Annotated in this window: 21 protein-coding genes; 9 read left to right on the top strand and 12 right to left on the bottom strand. The window is 30.5% G+C overall.

Going from position 1 to position 21238, the window contains the following annotated elements; all coding sequences use genetic code 11:
* Window positions 1–213: 213 nt before the first annotated feature.
* The 3 genes from KPL50_RS19410 to KPL50_RS19400 all read right to left on the bottom strand — a co-directional run bounded on the left by KPL50_RS19410 (window position 214) and on the right by KPL50_RS19400 (window position 3194).
* Window positions 214–1407, bottom strand: a complete 1194-nt coding sequence (locus tag KPL50_RS19410; protein ID WP_216300200.1) for an MFS transporter — start codon at window positions 1405–1407, stop codon at window positions 214–216.
* Window positions 1388–2131: a glycerophosphodiester phosphodiesterase gene (locus KPL50_RS19405; RefSeq protein ID WP_216300199.1), complete on the bottom strand. Its 744-nt coding sequence runs from the start codon at window positions 2129–2131 to the stop codon at window positions 1388–1390. The genes KPL50_RS19410 and KPL50_RS19405 overlap by 20 nt, the downstream gene beginning before the upstream one ends.
* A gap of 166 nt (window positions 2132–2297) precedes the next feature.
* A complete protein-coding gene (locus tag KPL50_RS19400; protein WP_216300198.1) occupies window positions 2298–3194 on the bottom strand; it encodes a DMT family transporter in 897 nt (298 codons plus the stop codon).
* Window positions 3195–3367: 173 nt separating this feature from the next.
* Here KPL50_RS19400 and KPL50_RS19395 point away from each other — a divergent pair, with 173 nt between their 5' ends.
* The gene (locus KPL50_RS19395; protein ID WP_216300197.1) at window positions 3368–3922 is read left to right on the top strand and encodes a hemerythrin domain-containing protein; all 555 of its coding nucleotides are present in this window, start codon (window positions 3368–3370) and stop codon (window positions 3920–3922) included.
* 51 nt (window positions 3923–3973) lie between these two features.
* On the opposite strand, the gene KPL50_RS19390 is transcribed toward KPL50_RS19395, so the two are convergent.
* The gene (locus tag KPL50_RS19390; protein WP_216300196.1) at window positions 3974–5329 is read right to left on the bottom strand and encodes a TldD/PmbA family protein; all 1356 of its coding nucleotides are present in this window, start codon (window positions 5327–5329) and stop codon (window positions 3974–3976) included.
* An 11-nt stretch (window positions 5330–5340) separates the two neighbouring features.
* Window positions 5341–6726 (bottom strand): TldD/PmbA family protein, encoded by a 1386-nt coding sequence (locus KPL50_RS19385; protein ID WP_216300195.1) that lies wholly within the window; start codon window positions 6724–6726, stop codon window positions 5341–5343.
* Between the two features lie 433 nt (window positions 6727–7159).
* Here KPL50_RS19385 and KPL50_RS19380 point away from each other — a divergent pair, with 433 nt between their 5' ends.
* Window positions 7160–7573, top strand: coding sequence for a hypothetical protein (locus tag KPL50_RS19380; RefSeq protein ID WP_216300194.1), 414 nt, complete (start codon window positions 7160–7162; stop codon window positions 7571–7573).
* A 353-nt stretch (window positions 7574–7926) separates the two neighbouring features.
* Window positions 7927–8172, top strand: coding sequence for a hypothetical protein (locus KPL50_RS19375; protein WP_216300193.1), 246 nt, complete (start codon window positions 7927–7929; stop codon window positions 8170–8172).
* Between the two features lie 32 nt (window positions 8173–8204).
* On the opposite strand, the gene KPL50_RS19370 is transcribed toward KPL50_RS19375, so the two are convergent.
* Window positions 8205–8363: a hypothetical protein gene (locus tag KPL50_RS19370; RefSeq protein WP_216300192.1), complete on the bottom strand. Its 159-nt coding sequence runs from the start codon at window positions 8361–8363 to the stop codon at window positions 8205–8207.
* Between the two features lie 108 nt (window positions 8364–8471).
* Entirely contained in the window at window positions 8472–9455 is a 984-nt protein-coding gene (locus KPL50_RS19365; RefSeq protein ID WP_216300191.1) for a DUF5667 domain-containing protein, read from the bottom strand.
* 221 nt (window positions 9456–9676) lie between these two features.
* Between KPL50_RS19365 and KPL50_RS19360 the strand changes: the two genes are divergently transcribed.
* The 4 genes from KPL50_RS19360 (at window position 9677) to KPL50_RS19345 (ending at window position 13230) form a co-directional block, all read left to right on the top strand.
* Entirely contained in the window at window positions 9677–10426 is a 750-nt protein-coding gene (locus tag KPL50_RS19360) for a sigma factor (protein WP_216300190.1), read from the top strand.
* Window positions 10419–11444, top strand: a complete 1026-nt coding sequence (locus KPL50_RS19355) for an anti-sigma factor domain-containing protein (RefSeq protein ID WP_216300189.1) — start codon at window positions 10419–10421, stop codon at window positions 11442–11444. Before KPL50_RS19360 ends, KPL50_RS19355 begins: the two co-directional genes overlap by 8 nt.
* A gap of 104 nt (window positions 11445–11548) precedes the next feature.
* Window positions 11549–11728 carry an asparagine synthase gene (locus KPL50_RS19350; RefSeq protein ID WP_216300188.1) on the top strand — a complete coding sequence of 60 codons (180 nt, stop codon included), beginning with the start codon at window positions 11549–11551 and terminating at the stop codon, window positions 11726–11728.
* A gap of 341 nt (window positions 11729–12069) precedes the next feature.
* Window positions 12070–13230: an amidohydrolase gene (locus KPL50_RS19345; RefSeq protein WP_216300187.1), complete on the top strand. Its 1161-nt coding sequence runs from the start codon at window positions 12070–12072 to the stop codon at window positions 13228–13230.
* Between the two features lie 75 nt (window positions 13231–13305).
* Here the strand turns inward: KPL50_RS19345 and KPL50_RS19340 are convergent, their stop codons facing one another.
* From KPL50_RS19340 to KPL50_RS19325, 4 genes are all read right to left on the bottom strand, one after another.
* The gene (locus KPL50_RS19340; protein ID WP_216300186.1) at window positions 13306–14742 is read right to left on the bottom strand and encodes a carbon starvation protein A; all 1437 of its coding nucleotides are present in this window, start codon (window positions 14740–14742) and stop codon (window positions 13306–13308) included.
* 209 nt (window positions 14743–14951) lie between these two features.
* Window positions 14952–16403 (bottom strand): carbon starvation protein A, encoded by a 1452-nt coding sequence (locus KPL50_RS19335; protein ID WP_216300185.1) that lies wholly within the window; start codon window positions 16401–16403, stop codon window positions 14952–14954.
* Window positions 16404–16505: 102 nt separating this feature from the next.
* Window positions 16506–17207 (bottom strand): LytTR family DNA-binding domain-containing protein, encoded by a 702-nt coding sequence (locus KPL50_RS19330; RefSeq protein WP_216300184.1) that lies wholly within the window; start codon window positions 17205–17207, stop codon window positions 16506–16508.
* Window position 17208: 1 nt separating this feature from the next.
* Window positions 17209–18885 carry a sensor histidine kinase gene (locus tag KPL50_RS19325; protein ID WP_216300183.1) on the bottom strand — a complete coding sequence of 559 codons (1677 nt, stop codon included), beginning with the start codon at window positions 18883–18885 and terminating at the stop codon, window positions 17209–17211.
* 208 nt (window positions 18886–19093) lie between these two features.
* Between KPL50_RS19325 and KPL50_RS19320 the strand changes: the two genes are divergently transcribed.
* Window positions 19094–19444 (top strand): MmcQ/YjbR family DNA-binding protein, encoded by a 351-nt coding sequence (locus tag KPL50_RS19320; protein ID WP_216300182.1) that lies wholly within the window; start codon window positions 19094–19096, stop codon window positions 19442–19444.
* Window positions 19445–19455: 11 nt separating this feature from the next.
* Entirely contained in the window at window positions 19456–20064 is a 609-nt protein-coding gene (locus KPL50_RS19315) for a 3'-5' exonuclease (RefSeq protein ID WP_216300181.1), read from the top strand.
* 245 nt (window positions 20065–20309) lie between these two features.
* Here KPL50_RS19315 and KPL50_RS19310 read toward each other — a convergent pair whose 3' ends face one another.
* Window positions 20310–20861 (bottom strand): hypothetical protein, encoded by a 552-nt coding sequence (locus tag KPL50_RS19310; protein ID WP_216300180.1) that lies wholly within the window; start codon window positions 20859–20861, stop codon window positions 20310–20312.
* Between the last annotated feature and the right edge of the window lie 377 nt (window positions 20862–21238).

Below are 21238 nucleotides of genomic sequence, written 5' to 3'. Positions count from 1 at the left end.
CCCCCAGCCTCTCTTTTTTTAGATTACAATTTTATTTATATAATATCATTATTTTTTATATAAGCGGTGTCATATTTATAACAATTTAAATAAAGATTTAAAATTAATCCATATTTTTTAAATTTTCCAACTTCCCGCTAAATAAAAAGAATGCACTGCACAATTCTGTTTGTACCCTACATTCTTTTATTATATATTTAAAAATTATTTTATCTATTCCAGACTTTCAATTTTGACCTTATTAATAAGTATTATAGCTATTAAGAAAAATACAGCTCCATAAAAGAACATATATTTATAACCTAATAAATCGATTATAAGACCTAAAAGTGGCGGTGATATTATAGCTGCTACAGATGCTGTGAGATAATAAAGTCCAGTAAATGTGCCTATTTTTCCTTTTGGCGCCATATCCGTAACAAAGGGATATGAATTTATATTAATTAGAGCCCAGAAAAATCCACATATTAAAAACATGCCTCTTATATATAGAATATTCTTCATAAAAGCTATAATAAAAAAGCTCACAACAATACCCACTATTCCAGCTGTAATTGTTTTTTTCTTTCCAAACTTAGTTCCCAAAATCCCAGCTGGAATTGCAGATATCAAGAAAGCAATTGAGATGAATGTAAATGAAAATGCTGCTGCGCTTGTCTTTATACCTAAATATTTCTCACCATACAGTGTAAATAATGTCTCAATTCCTGCAAATCCTATAAACCAACTACATATAGCCAGTAGCAAAAACATTACGCTCTTATTTTTTAAAGCTTCCTTTATACTTTTTACAAACCCTTTATTTACTGCTTCATCTTTTTCATAGTGTGCTACGTCCCGTCTCTCTTTTATAGAATTAAAGAGTAGAATAAAAGAAAAGCACATTAATATTGCGGCAAGATAAAAGGGATATTTCTCATCTAAATCCCATAACTTAGACCCCACAATATACGCTATAACTGACCCTATTCCACCCATTAAATTTATTATACTATTTGCCTTGCTTCTATTTTCCTTTGCTGTTATGTCCGGCATTAGAGCTACAACTGGAGATCTGAATATACTCATAGAAAGGTTCATAAGTACTATAAATGTTATTAGCATAGGCAAATTTTTATAATTTGCCACAAGTATAATAAAGACTACAGAAAGTGGCATACCTATCATGATGAAAGGCATTCGTTTTCCATGTTTTGTATCAATTTTATCACTTAATATTCCAACTGCCGGTTGAAGAAACAAGGCAAAATAATTATCAATAGTCATAATAAATCCTATTATTGTTGTACTACTTATAAAATTACTTAATATTTTAGGAACAAAAGCATTATATATAGACCAAGTTACACTAATTGCAAAAAAGCCTATTCCCAGCAAAAAAACTTTCTTATAATCTAGTTTTTTCATAGTTTTCTACCATTATTTTATTGAGTTTATCTGGACAATTAGTTATAATACCATCAACCTTCATATCTAAGAAAAATTTCATTCGCTCTTCATCATCCACTGTAAACACATTTATCTGTGTCCTGTGCTTTTTAGTTTCTTTTATTACTTCCTCATTTATTGCAAGAAAATATGGATGAATAGCCTTTGCACCAACAGTATTTGCATAATTATATGGTTTATAAATACCTTCCATATACAATACTCCTGTATTAATTCCCTTAGATATTTTATTACACTTAGCTATAGAATAGTGATTAAAGCTAGACAAAATAACTTTACGATTTATCTTATGCTTATAAATTAAATCAATAAGTTTTTGTTCAATATCTTCATATATTACTATTCCAGTTTTAATTTCAAAATTGATAATAATATCTTTATCCAAAGTTAAGTAGATTAACTCCTCAACTGTAGGAATTTTAATTCCTGCAAATTCCTCGCCCATCCAAGCTCCAGCATCTAACTTACTTAGCTCCTTATAATTATAGTCTGCTACAAGTCCCTCTCCATTAGTTGTCCTATTAACCATCTCGTCATGAATAAGGACTAATACACCATCCTTTGTTACCTGCACATCTGTTTCTATACCTGTAGCTCCCATTTCTAGTGCTTTTTCAAAGGAAAGCATTGTATTTTCCGGGTAATATGCACTTGCACCTCTGTGTGCGTAATTAATTGTCATAATACCAACTCCTTTTCAAAATATTCTGAATTTTTTTCTTAAATTTACTGATCAGCTGCTCTTCTTTACCTAGAATACTATTTTATTATTAATAAAGTATAAGATAATTATATCATCAATATTCCTTATTTTATGATATTTATTGTTAAATTGTCGAGCTTTATTTTTACATAAACAGTAATGCAACTCCCCCAATGGTTATAACTGCTCCTAATACCTCTTTTGCTGATATCTTTTCTTTAAATACAATCACAGCAATTGGTATAATTAAAATACGTGAAACTGAAGAAATTGTAGATGCTACTCCTGTAGATATATATTGCACCGCTAATAAGGATAAAGATACCCCTATGAATGGACCGAAAAATGACCCTATAGAAATATATTTTAGTGCTTTAAAATCTTTCAATGCTACAGCTAAGTTACTCCAATTCTTCCTTAATGTGATTATTATTGCAAAAACAACTGTAGCTGATATAATTCGAATTTGAGTAGCAGCAAAAGCGTTATAATTTCCCATACCTAATTTGCTAAACACCATTCCTGTTGCTTGTCCTATAGCACCAATAAATGCATAGGAAATACCTTTTAAAGGATGGGATAATTTAATTTTCTTTTCATTAGTACCTCTCACTAATATAACAAGGAAAATACCACCCATAGTTATAAACATTCCTAGCAGGTCTAAAATTGTAAGTCTTTCACCTAAAATAAAAAATCCAATTAGTGCTGTTATTGGTGGAACTACAGCCATAATTAGTAATGATATACGTGAACCTATCAGTACAAATGCCTCAAATAAAAATAAATCTCCTAAAACAAAGCCTATGACTCCAGAAATACTTAACCATAGCCATGTTGATCCTGCCGCGTCAAGTGGCAAAAACATACCTCTCGTAAAGAATGTAAATATACCTATTAGGAAAAATGCTATAATAAGCCTTATAAAATTTACGGATAGTGAACCTACTCTTTTTCCTGCTGCTTCAAAAGCAATAGGGGTTATAGTCCAGCAAATAGCAGTTACAAAGGCTGCTACTTGTCCTATATTCAAATCAATCATATGTATCCTCCCAACCCTTTAATTATAATTTAAGAATATCATATTTTATTTATTCACAACAGCTTATTTATGTATTCAGCAGCATTTACTTTAATAATTTTATATGATATATTGATAATTAATAATAGTTATCAATTTATGCATCTAGAATTTTTATAAAGGGAGGATATATTATGAATGCTATAGAGCTAATGATGGAAGAACATAAAATTATAAAAAGAATGTTAATTGTCGTTCGAAAATTCTCTATTAAAGTACTTAACAATGAACAAATTGATTATAATGACTTTAATAGTGTTATTGACTTCGTAAGAAATTATGCAGATAAACACCATCATAATAAGGAAGAGGTTATTCTTTTTAAAAAAATGAGTGAAGTTTTAGGGGAACGAATAGAAAAGGGTCCTATTATGGGAATGCTAGTGGAACATGATTTAGGTAGGCTTTTTATGGGAAATCTAGAAGCTGCCTTAGTTAAATTTCAAGCTGGAGATAGTGACTCAAGAGTAGACATAATTGCCAACGCTATAGCTTACACGGACTTACTTCATAGGCATATCGACAAGGAAGACACTGCTATTTATACTTTCGCACAAAAAAGATTAAGTAAGGAGCAGTTAGAAGAAATAGATACCTTATGCTTTGCCGTAGAAAATGAGGCTACAAAAAACAGCCTTCAAGATAGGTATGTTAAATTATTAAGTGGACTAGAATCTAAACTAGAATAGAAGGTAGTTGTGGACAGCTCTAAACTGGCCACAACTACCTTCTATTTATACTTAAAGACCTGCAACTGAAATTTCCCTTATTAAAGCGCAAGGGCTACCAAAACACGATCCTGACCTTGGTATCCCTAATTCAAAGTCACATCCGACCTCCAAAGTATCTTTCATCACTTCAAAGTAGTTACCAGCTATAGTAATCTGCTCAACTGGTCTTATTATTTTCCCATTTTCTACTAAAAAGCCTTTGGCTGCTAGTGAGAAATCTCCTGATATAGGATTAGCTCCTGAATGAGTTCCCTGTACCTCCGTTATTATAATTCCATTGTCTAATGCTTTAATCATATCTTCATAGGATTTTATTCCTTTTTCAATATATAAAGTTGTAGGAGCAACCTTTATAGGAGACGTGAAGGATGCTTTTGAAGCATTTCCTGTACTCTGTGAGGTCTCCACTGTAGCAGTCTTAATATTATGAAGTAATGTTTTCAGCTTCCCTTTTTCCACTATATTCTTACAATATGTGGCTACTCCTTCTGCATCAAAAGGTGTAGAACATAAACTCCCTTTTAAAAATGGATTATCAACTATTGTTAACCTCTTTGACGCAATAGTTTCCCCTACTTTACCTTTTAATAGTGATAATCCCTTTTGAGTATTGTCAGCGCTAAAGATTTCTCCAAAGGTTTGAAGAAATTCCACTGATACTGAATTTTTAAATAATACTCGATATTTACCTGTTTTCACTGATTCTGCACCAAAATAAGCTAAAGACTCATCTACACTCTCCTTTGCAATTTTTTTTATATCAAATTCACTCATATCGTTTGTGAATTTATATGCATAGGAATTATTAGTCCTCCCCCCCTTCGTAACAACGGGTTCCATAAACCCATATATACCGTTTACTTTAGTGCTAATGTCCAATCCTTTTGAATTGATTATTCTTCTTTCATTTTCTATTGTTCCTAAAGAGCATTCTCCTGTATTTTTAACATAATCACTGCATTTGTAAGCCTCCTCTTCAAGCGCAATTGCGAGTTTTATCTTATCTTCAGGTGATATGCTGTTAATCTCCTCATTATATCCATTGAAATCTTCATATTTATTACTACCTTCAAAAATAATTTCTTTTTCTTCATTCTCAATGATTTGGGCATTCGACCTTGCTTTTTCTATTAATAATTCTATTGCTTCATCGTCCATAATTTCTGTGTATGCATATCCCATTTTACCTTCATAAATGCCTCTAAAACTTATACCCATAGTTTTATTTAAACTATATTTATCTACTTCCTTTTTAAATATTTCTATGGCTAAGCTTTCTCCTGATTCATAATATATTTCATACTCACTAAAACAAGCTTCTCCGGCTCTTTTAAATAATTTTTCTTTAAATTCATTTAATATCATATAAATCCCTCCTATCTTCCACCTACTGTAATCTCTGATACTCTAATCATAGGTTGTCCCACATTTGTTGGTACACTCCCACTTGATGCTCCACACATTCCCTGTCCATGTTGTAAATTCTTTCCTACCATATCAATATTAAATAATATATCTGATCCTTTTCCTATCAATGTAGCTCCTCTTACTGGGATATCTATTTTACCGTTTTTAATTAAATATCCTTCCACTACTGCAAAATTAAACTCTCCTGTTACAGGATTTACTGAACCTCCGCCCATCTCTTTTGCATATAACCCATTTTGCATGGAGCCAATAATAGTATTTTCATCATCATTTCCTGGAGCAATAAAGGTATTAGTCATTCTTGAAGTTGGTGCAAACTTATAAGATTCACGTCTACTACTTCCTGTAATCTCCATATTCATTCTTCTACTATTTAATTTATCTATCATATATCCTTTTAGAATACCATTTTCAATCAATACATTTCTTTTAGCTGGAGTTCCTTCATCATCAATATTTATTGAACCCCATAAATTCGTCATAATACCATCATCGATTGCCGTTACCTTGTCTGATGCAATCTTCTGTCCTAATTTTCCTGCAAATATTGAGTTGCCTTTTGCTACAGCTGCAGCTTCTAGAGCGTGACCACATGCTTCATGGAATATAACTCCACCAAATCCATTGTCTATTACTACAGGCATTTTCCCTGCTGGACAAACTGCTGCATGTAACATAGTAACAGCTGTTTTACTAGCTTGTCTCGCTATCTCTTCAATATTAATAGCATCAAACATTTCAAAGCCCATTTTTCTTCCTGGCCCTTGGTAACCCATTTGGTTTTCTACTCCATTACTAGCTACTGATTGTATAAATGCTCTTGTCCTTATTCTTCTATCATTAGTTAATAAGCCTTCACTATTTGCTATTAAAACCTTTTGATCCACATCTGCATAATTTATAGTTACTTGGGCTATTTCACTACTATAATCTTTAGCGCAAGTATAGGCTTTTTTCATTTCCACTACCTTTTTTAAGTTACTAACAGTGGATGGAACATATAAAATAGGATGAATGTTTGAACCTATTCTTTCTGTTAAGTTTATATCTATACATTTATCATTGTTAATACTTCCTACAGCGCAGGCCGCTTTGCACGCTGTTTCTAATAAAGATCCACGGCTTGCATCATTTGTATATGCATATACACTATTAAGGCCTTTAAATATTCTAATACCTATTCCAAACTCCCTTCCAGATACAGAATTATCTACCTTTCCATCAACCATTGATATGTTGTTTTTTACAGTGTCCTCTAAAAATATTTCTGAAAAATCCCCTCCTGTACACAACGCCTTGCTCAATACTTCCTCGATTAATATTTTTGATAACATGGAATATCACCCCTGTTTTTTAAATTTTCAATTATAGCATTATATCTTTAGGCTCTTTTAATGGTTTACTGCCCATAATAAACAATTCTGCAGCAGATCTTCTTATGTCTGGAATAGATAATAATTATCAATTGTCATCTACCATCTCTTGTGCATAATTGACGTAAAAATGTTAATTATTTGATATATTTATAATATTATACTATTAATCATATAATTTCAACAATTTTGATTTTTTTAAATTAAATAATTTTTTGGTTACCACTAGAAAAACATTTAATATACGCAGAATTTTGTATCATAGTGAATTTATGATATAATTGATTTATTGTCATTAGGCATCTTGAAAAAAATAACAAGCATTCACACTAGTTATTTTTTCAAGATGCCTTAATCAATGACTAAATAAAAAATGTAAAGTGAGAAGATTAAAATGAGAAATGCAAAATTGGAAAGAGCAATAGTTAGAATAGATAATGATATTGCCGCTATGAACATAGCTAAAAAATACTTATCAAACTTAGAAGAAATTAATACTGTCCGAGATACACTAAATAACAAACGTCAGTTACTCGCAGATGAATTGTATGCTGAGGACAAAAAATGTTATGAAGAGTGTTGTGATGTTATAGAAGAAATGTTAGATAAAGAGATGGTAAAAGACGACCAAATAGAATTACTTGAAACTATAAAAGAAAGTTTCGGAAGACAAGCACCAAATGCAAGTAAAAATAGTAGTGGCCTTAATGCTTGGTTAAAACAACTATGTATCGAATACAATTGGATTAAAAATGAAGAGACTGATTGGGATACACTAGTTATCACTGGATTTGGGATATATGAATAAGTCACAAATCTAAAGTTCGCTTTAAAGTCCTAGTAATAATTAAACACCATGTTGATATAATTCAACATGGTGTTTAATTATTTTATTTTCCTACTTCTGGAACTCTTTTTGCATCTTGATCTTTCATTTTCTTATTATTATCCCCTTTAGGTTGAACTTGTGGCCTACTCATTCCTTTTTTTGGCATAATACCTCTCCTTAAATTTATTTATTAACTTACTAATTACATTTATTATCTTTTACATATTATTTTGTTTAATACATTTTATTGTGCAAATAAAATACTTTGATAATTATTTGGCTGTGCATTATACTATAATTGTAGTATTTGTGAAAAAAAAGGGGGCATAAAAATGGCTAAAGGTTTTATACTAGACAAAAATGATGCAGGCGAATACTTTGTATCATTTAAACGTGATAATAACGACTTAGATTTACGTATAGAAGGAGAATCTCCATCTACAGCTATTACTCACCAGGAAATAAGTAGCATTCTAGAAAAACATGGTCTTTCCACTGCTACTTGTACGATAGATAAGGAACAAGTTTTAGCTGCAGTTAGAGAACTGAATTTTACTGCTGGGATTAATAATAAATAAATGCCAGGGACTCCCCGGCATTTTATTTTCTACTATTCACCTCTAAGTTCATTATTAATTCCTATGACTTCCTCTTCATATAGACTCGTTGAGTCTATAATTTCAATTATGCCCATGCCTCTTTGGAGCATATTTTTTACATTTTCAACTTCTTCTTCATGCTGGCCTTTCGGTAATTTTGTTTTTCTCATAAATTTTATTTTCCTCCTCTAAATTAAAATAAGATATTGTAATTTTATATTACAATATCTTATTTTTACCTAGATGAGAACTTTTATTCTAAATGACTAATGTTCTATTTATTTCTTTTTATTTTCTTTAATTTCATTTGTTTTTTCTTTTACTTCTTCTTTTTTGTTATCATTTCTAATTTGTATGTTTTCTAATTTTTCTTTTATTTCTTCTCTTTTATTCTCATTTCTAATTATATTTTCTTTAACTTCTTTGACTTCTTTAACTTCTTTTACTTCTTTTAATTCTTTTAATTCTTTTAATTCTTTAGCCTCTTTAGCCTCTTTAGCTTCTTTTTCTTCTTTTGCCTCTTTAGCTACTTTTATTTCTTTTATTTCTTTTGTTTCTTCTATTTTATCTACCTTTTCTTCTTCAACCTTTTCTTCTGTTACTACTTTTGGTTCTTCTATCTTCTCATCACTTTTTACAGTATCTTCTTTAACTGCTTTCATTTCCTCAAAAGCTATCTTAAATGCTTCTTTAGCATCTTTATACAAATCTTCTTTTACTTTTAATAGATCCTGGGCAGCTTTTATAGCCACTTCATCACCAGACTTCTCAGCATGTTTTAAATCAACTTTTAATGATTGGTATTCCTGTCTTGCAGTATTTAACAGATGTCTTTTTTCTACCATGTTAGATACTGCTTCCTTATGCTCTAAATTAACTTCATTATCACTATCTTCTTCTAATACATCTAATTTTTCACTTAACTTATCTAATGCTTTAATTATTTTTTGTGACAAATCATATTTTTCTTTTTCTGTCATACTGTCATATTCAGCTATTCTCTCACTTGCTACTTGTGAAATTATTTCTGCTTTCTTTGCATCATCAAAAGTTAAAAATATCTTAAGATTATCAAAGGCCTTATCAATAAAATAAAACATACTATCTGGCATAATGCCTGTATCCTTATTAACAACCTCACTTATGTTTGCATCAATACTAGAACTTGTAGTAACTGAATTTACAACACCTGTTGCAAACACCTTTGTATTTATACTTATTGTAAATGCTATGGCTGCAACTAAAATAGCTACTTTTTTCATTTTACTTCCTCCTCTTATTGCTCTTATGTAGATAGCAATCATTAATCATTATCCCATATTTTTCATTTCCCCTATATATACGAAGCATGTTAATATTTATTAGAGGGTATTTCTATTATTTTTTTAAATATATTTTATATTGCATTCAAAAATATATTTTTGTTTCTTTTCCCTCTTAAAGTTGGTAGTATTTACGTATACAGAATATGAGGGGTGGACAAATGAACTTGAAACTTCTTTTTCATAAAAATAAAAAAACAGTCGTAGTTTTAGATGAAGAACAAAGTTTTAATATAGACGCTTTAATTTTCGAAAATCGCAGCAACTTTATTGAAGAGAACAAAGGTTTTATTTATTCAATTACAAGTAAAATCTGCAAAAGGCATTTAATTTGGGAAAATGATGAAGAACTTAGTATCTCACTTGTGGCTTTTAACATGGCCTGTGACAAATATGATAAGACTAAAGGAAATTTTTATGGTTTTGGTAAAATTATTATTAAAAACGCACTTATAGATTATTTTAGAAAAAATAAAACTTCTCCAAGTCTACTTTTTGATAACAGTAAAGGCAATATAGATTATATAGATGGGAAAAACTCTATTAACAATTTTGAAATTCAAATTGAGAATGAATTTAGAGCTGATGAAATAAATTCATTTTCAGAGGAACTGTTAAAATACAAAATCAATTTCGATTCCCTCATTAATTTCTCGCCCTCACACAAGGATACTAGAAGTACGCTATTAAATGTTGCCTTTTTATGCGCTAGAGAAGAGTCAATACTTAATCATTTAAAGACCAAAAGAAGGCTTCCAACTAAAGAAATAATAATATTAACTGCTTCAAATAGAAAATCAATTGAAAAATGGCGTATATACATAATATCTTTAATACTGATACTTATAAACCCAGAATATGTGTATTTAAAATCCTATCTAAATATAAAAGAGGGTGAAATAAATGATTAAAACCGGTATTGTAATATCTATTATTAATAAAAAGGCTGGGATTATGACCGACCGTGGAGAATTTGTTTATGTAAAAATTAGCAAAGTATTTCCTAAGGTAGGTGAAATTCATACGGGAGAATTATACAAGAAAAGCTTATTCAACTATAAATATGCCCTAACTGCCGCTTCACTAATGTTTATATTTATTTCTAGTTCCTTTGCTCAAGCTTACAATTCTCCAGTTACAACTATAGTTATAAGTAACCCATCGGTTTCTCTTAAAGCTAACAGGTGGAATAAAATTATTAGTTTTAAAGCACTAAATTCAGATGGTGCTCTAATACTTAGTAATATTAAACTTAAAAATAAGTCTATAGATGTTGGTCTTGAGCTTTTAGTTAAAGAAGCTAAAGATGAAAATTTTATTAATGATGAACATGCAAATGATAATAAAATTATTAGTATTGATATTAAAGGTAGTAAAGATAACTCTATAGATATTTCTAGTTTTAAAAATATAATAGATAGTAATAATCTAAATATCATAATTAATGCTTCTTCAAGCAATAATAAAAAAATAGACATTACAGTTAATAAGAAAAAAATCGATACATCCACTTTGAATCGCAATAATAACAAAAGAGAGTCCATAAATAAAAATAAAGATATTAAGAAAGATATCCTAAAAAAACCTTCAGTAGAGATTAATACTAAAAAAATAGAGAACAAATCCTCCAAAAATAAAGATAATGACAAAACAATTAAAAGTAAAGATAATAAAATCAAGGAAGATGGTAAATCAGAAAACAAGAATTCTTCTAATAATTCATCAACTATTAGAAGAAGGATTACTTCAAATGAAATTAAAGCCAACTTTCAGTATAATAAAAATTTTAAAATAACTAATGATGAAAATTCTAAAAATTCTTATGAAATAAAAGAAAAAAACAATACAGATAAGCGTTCTGATAATAATGAACATCCACAAAGAACAAATAATCTATTCAATAAATTTATTAAAGATTTTAATGATTAAGACTTTAGTAATATAAAACATATATTCTATATATTTTACAGTATTAAAGATATCACATTTGTAAAAGCTAATAATATAAAATTTTTAAAAGGGAGGTCTTTAATATGCGTGAAGGATTAATTCCAACTTTACTAGGTACAATTGTAACTGCTACTGGTGCAACATTTTCTAGAAATGATATGAAAAAGAAAAATGTTCTTCCTATGATTGAAGCAGGTGTTATTGGATTTGGCTTGGCTCACATTGTGCTAGGAGCCATTGATCTTGTAGAGCATAGAAGGTAGCTTAGATAATAATTAGTTAACTTATGTTTATCTTTAATACTAAAAAGCTTCTATCTTTTAAACAGAATTTTAAAATAAAAAAACTGATTAGAAATTTTATTTTCTAATCAGTTTTTTTATTTATCTTTTGAAATCTTATCTACTACTATTGCAATAGCAGAATTACCTGTAAGGTGCTCTCTATTGACTACTAATTAACCTTTAATATTAATTAGAAAAATATGTTATAATATTGATAGTATAATATTTTGAATACAAAACCATTAGCATAGCGAAATAAATACTTTCACCTTGTTTCGCTTAAGTTACATTCAAGTGGCTAAAAATTAGGAGGTTTTTATATGATTTTAATTAAAAATGCGAATATACATACGATGGCTAAGGAGAATTTCGAAAATGGAATGATCTTAGTTGATCATGGTAAAATTATTGCTATTGGAAATGTGGTAAGTCCACCAGGTAATGCGGAAATCATTGATGCTAAAGGTAAGTTTGTTATGCCAGGAATGATTGATGCTCACTGTCACCTTGGAATGTGGGAAGACGGAATGGGCTTTGAAGGTGCTGATGGTAATGAGGCGGTTGACCCCGTTACTCCTCACTTAAGAGCAATCGACGCCATTAACCCTAGAGATATATGTTTTAAGGATGCGCTGCAAGCTGGAATAACAACTGTTTCCACTGGTCCAGGTAGTGCAAATGTAATTGGTGGACAGTTTGCAGTTATCAAAACCTATGGCGATAGAATTGATGATATGATTGTAAATGATTGTGTTGCTATGAAGGTAGCTTTTGGTGAAAACCCTAAAAGAGTATATAACGCCCTAAAAAAATCCCCCAGTACAAGAATGGCCACTGCTGCTATACTTCGAGAAAATCTTTTTAAAGCAAAACTGTATATAGAAAAACAAAATAAAGCGTTGGAAACTCCTGATAAAGTACCTGAATTTGATATGAAAATGGAAGCACTAGCAAAGGTTATAAAAAAAGAAATACCTCTAAAAGCTCATGCTCATAGAGCCGATGATATCCTTACTGCTCTTCGAATTGCAAAGGAATTTGATATAGATATAACCCTTGATCATTGCACAGAAGGCCATTTAATTGTAGATTATTTAAAAGAAGGCATTCAAAAGGGTATAATCTTAGGCCCAACGTTATCAAATAGATCAAAAGTAGAACTTCAGAATCTGACTTTTAAAACCCCGGTAATTCTTTCGAAAGCTGGTATAAAGGTAGCTATAATGACAGACCACCCCGTTATTCCCCTTCAATATCTTCCGATATGTGCAGGTATTGCTGCAAGAGAGGGTATGGATGAAGAAGAGGCTCTTAAGGCAATAACTATAAATGCTGCTGAAATACTTGGCATAGAGAACAAAGTTGGAAGCTTAGAAATTGGAAAGGATGCTGATATTATTATGTATAGTGGACATCCCTTTGATTTAAGAAGTAAAGTAGAATTTGTAATGGTGAATGGTGAAATCATCAAAAATAAATAAATAAATAAGTTAAAGCTGTTAGCATAAATATTATGCTAACAGCCTTTTTATTTTATAAAGGGGATTTATAAAATATTATACATTAATGTTGTTTTTTACTTCAACTTTTTTTGCCGCAGTTATAAAAATTACCATAGCTGCAATTGCTGCTATAATCCCTACTGTATATGAAATGCCTTGTGAAAGCTTAAAGCCCTCAGGTGCAATTAAAATGTAGGAAGTACATACAGCTGTCATAAATGTAGCTGGAATAGTTGCCATCCAATGTTTTTTACCTATATAAACCATGTACATACCCGCTGTCCATAATACTATAGTAGCTAAGGTTTGGTTAGACCATCCAAAGTATCTCCATATTATTGCAAAATCCATCTTAGTTAATATGAAACCTACTACAAATAGTGGAATACTAATCATGAATCTATTTTTAATAGGACCTTGATTAAATTTTAATGCATCGGCTATAGTTAATCTTGCACTTCTAAATGCTGTATCTCCAGAAGTTATAGGACAAGCTACAACTCCAAGTATAGCTAAGACTCCACCGACTTTTCCAAGTAAAGTCATTGAAGATTGATTTACTACCCAAGCTGCTGTATGACCAGGTATTGCCATAGTAGCATTTAACTGTTCAACTCCTCCAAAGAAACTCATTGCTGCAGCTGCCCAAATTAATGCAACTATTCCTTCTACTATCATTGAACCATAAAATATTTTCCTACCTTGTTTTTCACTAGATATACACCTTGCCATTAAAGGTGATTGGGTGGAATGGAACCCTGAAATCGCTCCACAAGCAATTGTTATGAATAGCATAGGGAATACTGGGTTTTTTCCTGGTGATGAGTGCATATTAACTAAATTAGATACTGTTACTTCTGGAATAGGGAATCCTCCAAAAATCAAGGCACCAGCAATACCAACTGCCATAATTAATAAACAAATTCCAAAAATAGGATATATCTTTCCAATAAGTTTATCTATTGGAAGCATTGTTGCCATTACATAATATGCAAATATCATGTAAATTAATAGTTGTAAATTCATTCCTGTTAGATCTCTTAAGATACCTGCAGGTCCTGTTACGAAAACTACTCCTACAAGTATTAAAACTATAACAGAAAACACTCTCATAAAGTTTTTAAATCCATTACCAAGATATTTCCCTACAACTTCTGGTATACTTGCACCGTCATGTCTTACTGATAACATACCTGAAAAATAATCATGAACTCCTCCTGCAAAGATACATCCAAAGACAATCCATAAAAATGCTACTGGCCCCCACATTGCACCTGCAATTGCTCCAAATATAGGACCTAAGCCTGCTATGTTAAGAAATTGAATTAAAAAAATCTTCCATTGAGGCATCTCAACAAAATCTACACCATCTGCGAGTCTCACGGCTGGTGTTTGGATTTTCTCATCAGCTCCAAAAGCTTTTTCTACAATTGTACCGTAAATAAAATAACCTGCTATAAGTGCAATAATCGCTAAAATAAATGAAACCATTTGAACTCCTCCTAAATACTTAATAACTAAATTATAATGTATATTTAAAATAGAATACGATTTCACGCATGAAACGACAATAAAAGCACATTAAGTGCTTTTATATGTCTTTTGTTTATAATATTTATGATATATGACATATTTTCATAAAAACTGTTAACATAATATTATGTTAACAGTTTTTCTTTTAATATGACTTAAAATATATTTTACATTTTAACGTTGGTTTTTCCCTCTACCTTTTTTACTACAACTTTTTTTGCTGCAATTAAGAAAATTGTCATTGCTGCAATTGCCGCTATAACTCCTACTGGGTAGGCAATACTTTGAGATAGCTTAAAGCCCTCTGGTGCAATTAAAATATAGGAAGTACATACCGCTGTCATAAACGTAGCAGGTAAAGTTGCCATCCAGTGCTTTTTACCAATAGTAACCATATACATGCCGGCTGTCCATAATACTATAGTAGCTAAAGTTTGGTTAGACCATCCAAAGTATCTCCATATTATTGCAAAATCCATTTTAGTTAATATGAACCCTACTACAAATAGTGGAATACTAATTAAAAATCTATTTTTAATAGGACCTTGATCAAATTTAAATGTATCGGCTATTGTTAATCTTGCACTTCTAAATGCTGTATCACCAGAAGTTATAGGACAAGCAACAACTCCTAGTATAGCCAAAACTCCACCAACTTTTCCTAGTAAACTAATTGAAACTTCATTTACTACCCATGCTGCAGTATGACCTTTTATAGCCATAGTAGCATTTAATTCATTTACGCCTCCAAAGAAACTCATTGCTGCTGCTGCCCAAATTAATGCAATTACACCCTCTGCTATCATTGCACCATAAAATATTTTTTTACCTTGTTTTTCACTACTTATACATCTTGCCATCAATGGTGATTGAGTTGCGTGGAAACCTGAAATAGCTCCACAAGCAATGGTAATGAATAACATAGGGAATATTGGATTTGAACCTGGGTTTGAATGCATATTTATCAAATTAGACGGTATTATTTCTGGGATAGGGTACCCACCTAAAATCAAGGCTCCACCTACTCCGAATGCCATAATGAATAAGCAAGCTCCAAAAATAGGATATATTTTTCCTATAAGCTTATCTATTGGAAGCATTGTTGCCATTATATAATATGCAAATATTATATAAACTAATAGTTGAAAATTCATTCCCGTTAAACCTTTTAAAATACTTGCTGGACCAGTTACAAAAACCACTCCTACTAGTATTAAAAGTATTACTGAAAATACTCGCATAAAATTTTTAAACCCAGTGCCAAGATATTTCCCTACAACTTCAGGTATACTTGCACCATCATGTCTTACTGATAGCATACCTGAAAAATAATCATGAACTCCACCTGCAAAGATACATCCAAGGACAATCCACAAAAATGCTGCTGGTCCCCACATTGCACCTGCAATTGCACCAAATATAGGACCGAGCCCTGCAATGTTAAGAAATTGAATTAAAAAAATCTTCCAAGCAGGCATCTGGACAAAATCTACACCATCCTCTAGCCTTATAGCTGGAGTTTGAATTTTTTCATCCGCCCCAAAAGTTTTTTCTACAATTGTACCATAAATAAAATAACCTACAATAAGAGCAATAATTGCTAAAATAAAAGATACCATTTCAACCCCTCCTAATTATTTATTAACAAAATTGTAATATATTATTTGAGAGCTGTATACGGTTTCATACATGAAATAACAAAAAAAACACATAAAGTGCTTTTATATGCCCATTATCTGTTTAAACTCAATTATATTATTTCTACTTACTGGTATATCTGCGTTCTCACCTTGTAACTTTAACATATATGTATTGTTAAACCAAGGAACTATTTCTATTATTTTGTCAATGTTTATTATATATGATCTATGACTTCTAAAAAAGAATTCCTTTGGAAGCTTTTTATAGAATTCTGATATACTACAACTTACATTGTATTGTTCACCTTTAATATAGATTAATGTTTCCCTTTCTTTTGCTTCACAGTAAGAAATCTGAGTTATGCTCCTTACAATCATTTTATTATCTTTCCAAAGGGTTATTTTACTATTTGTACATTTTTTATCTGAGCATTTCTCAATTTTTTTCAATGTACTAACTATACGTTCTTCTGAATAGGGTTTTAATATGTAATCATAAGCTTTAATTTCAAATGCATCTACAGCGTAATCTTTATGAGCAGTAATAAAAATAATAAGGGATTGTTTGGGGAAATGACTAATAATTTTGCCCAGCGCCATCCCATCTAATTTGGGCATATTAATGTCCAGAAAAATAATGTCCGGTTTATTTAGTTCAATGTACTCTAGTGCAATAATCGAATCATCAAATTCCTCCATTATTTTAATATTACTAAAGTTGTTTATGAAATACTTTAGTTCTTCTCTTGACGGAAATTCATCATCAACAATAATACAGTTCACATCACCACTCCCTTATTTTCATAACATTGAAATGAATTCTAGTACCATTCTGTAGTCTTTCTATTTTCAATCCCTCACCATAAATATATTTTAATCTATTATGAACATTTGACATTCCTATTCTATTTTCTTCCATTTTATCATTATAGACTTTTTCTATAATATCTTTTGAGATACCCACCCCATCATCTTCAATTGTTATTATAATGTTCTCGCCCACATTTTTTTTAATTTCAATTGTCACGGTTCCATATCCACTGCCCTCTAATATACCGTGCTTTATTGCATTTTCAACTATAGGTTGAATTATAAGACTTGGAATTTTAACATCTAGATTATCTTCAATATTATAAATTATATGAAGTTTTTCTCCAAACCTTGCTTTTTCTATCTCTATATAAGCTTTAACCTGCTCTAGTTCTCTATAAATGTCTACAGGCTTTTCTCCAGCTTCTAAATTATACCTCAAGTAAGTGGATAAATTTATAATTAATTCTCTTGCACGATTAGGATTAAGTCTAATAAAGGAAATTATTGTATTTAGTGCATTAAATAAAAAATGAGGATTTATTTGAGCTTGAAGTGCCTTTATTTCAGCCTTATTTGCCATAAGCTTTAACTCCCCCAGTTTACTTATTTCTAGTTGAGTAGAAATAATTTGAGATAATCCTACGGCTAAATTTATATTTCTAAAGGAAATTGCATCGTCTTTACAATAATATATTTTTAATGTGCCTATCATTTTGTTTCCTTCTTTTAAAGGAGCAATAATTGCAGATTTCAAATCGCAATTCAAATTAGGACAATCTATCTGACTTGCATTAGTTAAGGAAAGCAAATTTCCTTCCTTAATAACTTTTTTTGTAGCTTCTGTTACAATCCTTTGGCCTTTTATATGATGATCAGCGCCTACACCTACATGAGCTAATATATACTCTGTATTTGTAATAGATACTGCATCTGCATCAATTGACTCTCTTATTATACCGCATATCTCTTCTAGTGAATTTTCATCCATCTCTCTAAAATATGGCAAAGTTTTATTAGCTATCTCCAGTGCTATTTGCGCTTGCTTTGCTGCAATCTCTTCCTTTTCCTCATGAATTTTTTGTATTATTACTATTAAGATTGCAATACCTATAGCATTCGTAAAGCTCATGGGAAAATATATACTTTTTACAATAGTTAAGGCCTTGTTAAAAGGGTGCGCCATTGTAAGTATTAAAAGCATTTCTAAAATTTCCATTAGAAGCCCACCAATTAAACCATACACCCACTTGTTATTTTCATTTGATATCTTATACATTATTCCTGCAAATATTCCTGAAATTATAGTAGTTATAGCACATGGGATTGATGTAATTCCGCCTAAATCTACGAGTAACCTGTGCATTCCAGCTATAACTCCTGCCATTATGCCTACAAAAGGCCCACCGAGTATCCCACCTGCCATTACACCAATAATTCTAGTATTGGCAATAGCTCCATTAACCTCTGTTCCCGTGTAGGTTCCCAAAATTCCAAATGATCCAAATATTATTGAAAGCATAATTAAATCTCTTTTTTTAAATATATCCTTTTGCACAATATTCTTAAAGCTTCCTATCCTAGAAACAAAAAAAGCAATAAGAATTACATATCCTAAATTATTAGTAAGACTTCTTAAAAGTTCAATCATACATATAACCCCATTTCACCTAAAGGCACAAACAAATACCAAGTCAGTATGCTATGCTAGTCTATTCTAGCCTGATTTATTTTCAAGCACACAAAGAAAGCTTTATAAATAGTATATACAATATTCTCTAATATATAAAGCTATAAAATCTATGTTATAATTAACGTAACGGTATTTTAGTAAATAAAAAGATAAAGGGTGATTTATTATGTTATCTTTAGAAACTTTCAAGAATTATTGCCTAAGTAAAAAGGGTGTTACAGGGTATTTCCCATTTGATGATGAAACACTAGTTTTCAAGGTAGGCTCTAAGATGTTTGCTTTAACAAATATCAATAAGCCAATACTGGAAATCAACTTAAAATGCGATCCTTTTATGTCTCAGGATTTACGTAGAGACTTTGATGCAATTATTCCAGGTTATCACATGAATAAAAAACATTGGAACACCATAATTATTGATGGTTCCATTTCTGATGATAAAATCCTCTTTTTAGTGGATTTATCTTACGAACTTGTTTATAGTGGATTAAAGAAAAGTGAAAAAGAGGAAATATAGGAGGGTTTTTAATGAAAATGATTTTTTTTGATACAGAAACTACTGGTATAAGACCAGGGAATATATGTCAATTGAGTTATATACTTGTCGATACTAGTTATAAACCTATAAAAACAATAGGAAAAAACATATTTTTCACAGTAGATTATATCGAACCTTCTGCTGAGGATGTTCATGGTTTCAGTGTAGATGCACTATTTGAACTAAGCGATGGCAAAACTTTTGAAGATTCATACGAAGATTTTATCGATGATTTTATAAATGCAGATATTCTTATCGGACACAATGTTAATTTTGATATTAAATTTTTAACTCATGAACTCAATAATTGTGGACATGCTCTAGCCCCTAACCATATATTTTGTACAATGAAATATTATAAAGATATATGCAAACTTTACTCTGCACGTGGAGGCTATAAAAATCCAAAATTATCAGAAGCCATTAAATTCCTAAAGTTAAATGAAGATGAAATAAATTTAAAGAGCAATGAATACTTTGGAGATACTGCAAATTTTCATGACGCTAGGTTTGACACTACTGCCACATATTTGCTAGTTACTGAAGGTATTAAGAAAGGTTTAATCCCTAAACATTATTTTTCGCAGCTTGCTAAGTAATTTCCAAGGTAATCTAATGTTCTATTTCCATTTACGAATTTTTTCTAAAATCCTGCTATAACGAAAAGGATATATCGCTAGAAATGCACTCACATCGCTAATAAATTGTGAATTACTACAGCTTGTTCGGATGCATTTTACGCAATATATCCTTTTGTTAGCAGAATTTCAGAAAAAACAATAAAATTCAAAAGTTACATTCACTATAGCGCTACTAGCTTCCCATATTAAAAAATTCAAGAATATTACACTTTTAATATTCCTTGAATTTTATCTCTAACATCTACTGGTAAGTCACCTCGTAATGCTCTTTCTAATAAAGTAGGCTTCTTTATCCCATATGATATTAGATAATTTTCTATCATCTTTACTTTTATCTCCCTACCAGGAATTAATTGATATAGTACATACCAGTCTTCTAATGAACTCAATGGTATATTTACTTCATTAATTATTTTATATTCTGAAATTGAAGTACTATCAAAGATGTATTCAAATTCTCCACTATTATAATTAATAGTAAGTCCTGACATAACATCAATATCAAAGCCATGCACAAAATACTCGTAAAAGTATTTTGTAGAATATGAATTCGATTTTTCCCAAACTTTCTTTTCTCCAATACCTTTTAGAATCTTATCTACTTTTTCAATATCCTTTAAATCTACTAAAATATCAATATCATTAGGACTATCTACAAGCCCATAATGATGCAATAAGATAGATGCGCCTACAGCCCATACAACTCCATTATCATTTAACTTCTCACCAATATAGCTTAAAGTTTCAAAAATCATTTTTACCCCCACCTCGTTAATTAAAATACTCTTTATCATACTTAATAGAAATCTATTGTTGTATAAATAATTTTCAAAATAATGAAAGGGTCAAATATCCCTTTTTATTAAATGCTATAAAAATAATAGTCTGTTTAAAATTGGATATTTTTTCTTAGATTATGCTAACAAAAGTATATATTGCGCGGAATGCGTTCGAACAAGCCTTAGTAATTCACAATTTATTTTATTTGCAGATGCGTGAAGAAAAATACATGTTTGAGCGCTAGTAAAATGTACCCTATAGAGTAGACGATTTAAAAAAACCTACGCTATAGGGTTTTTCTATGTATAATGGAATAAAGATTAGAGGTGGATAAATGAGCATTAAGGATTTT

It is taken from the genome of Clostridium sp. CF012 (assembly GCF_018861755.1).
Lineage (GTDB): Bacteria > Bacillota > Clostridia > Clostridiales > Clostridiaceae > Clostridium_AD.
This window is presented reverse-complemented; position numbering and strand designations above follow the sequence as displayed.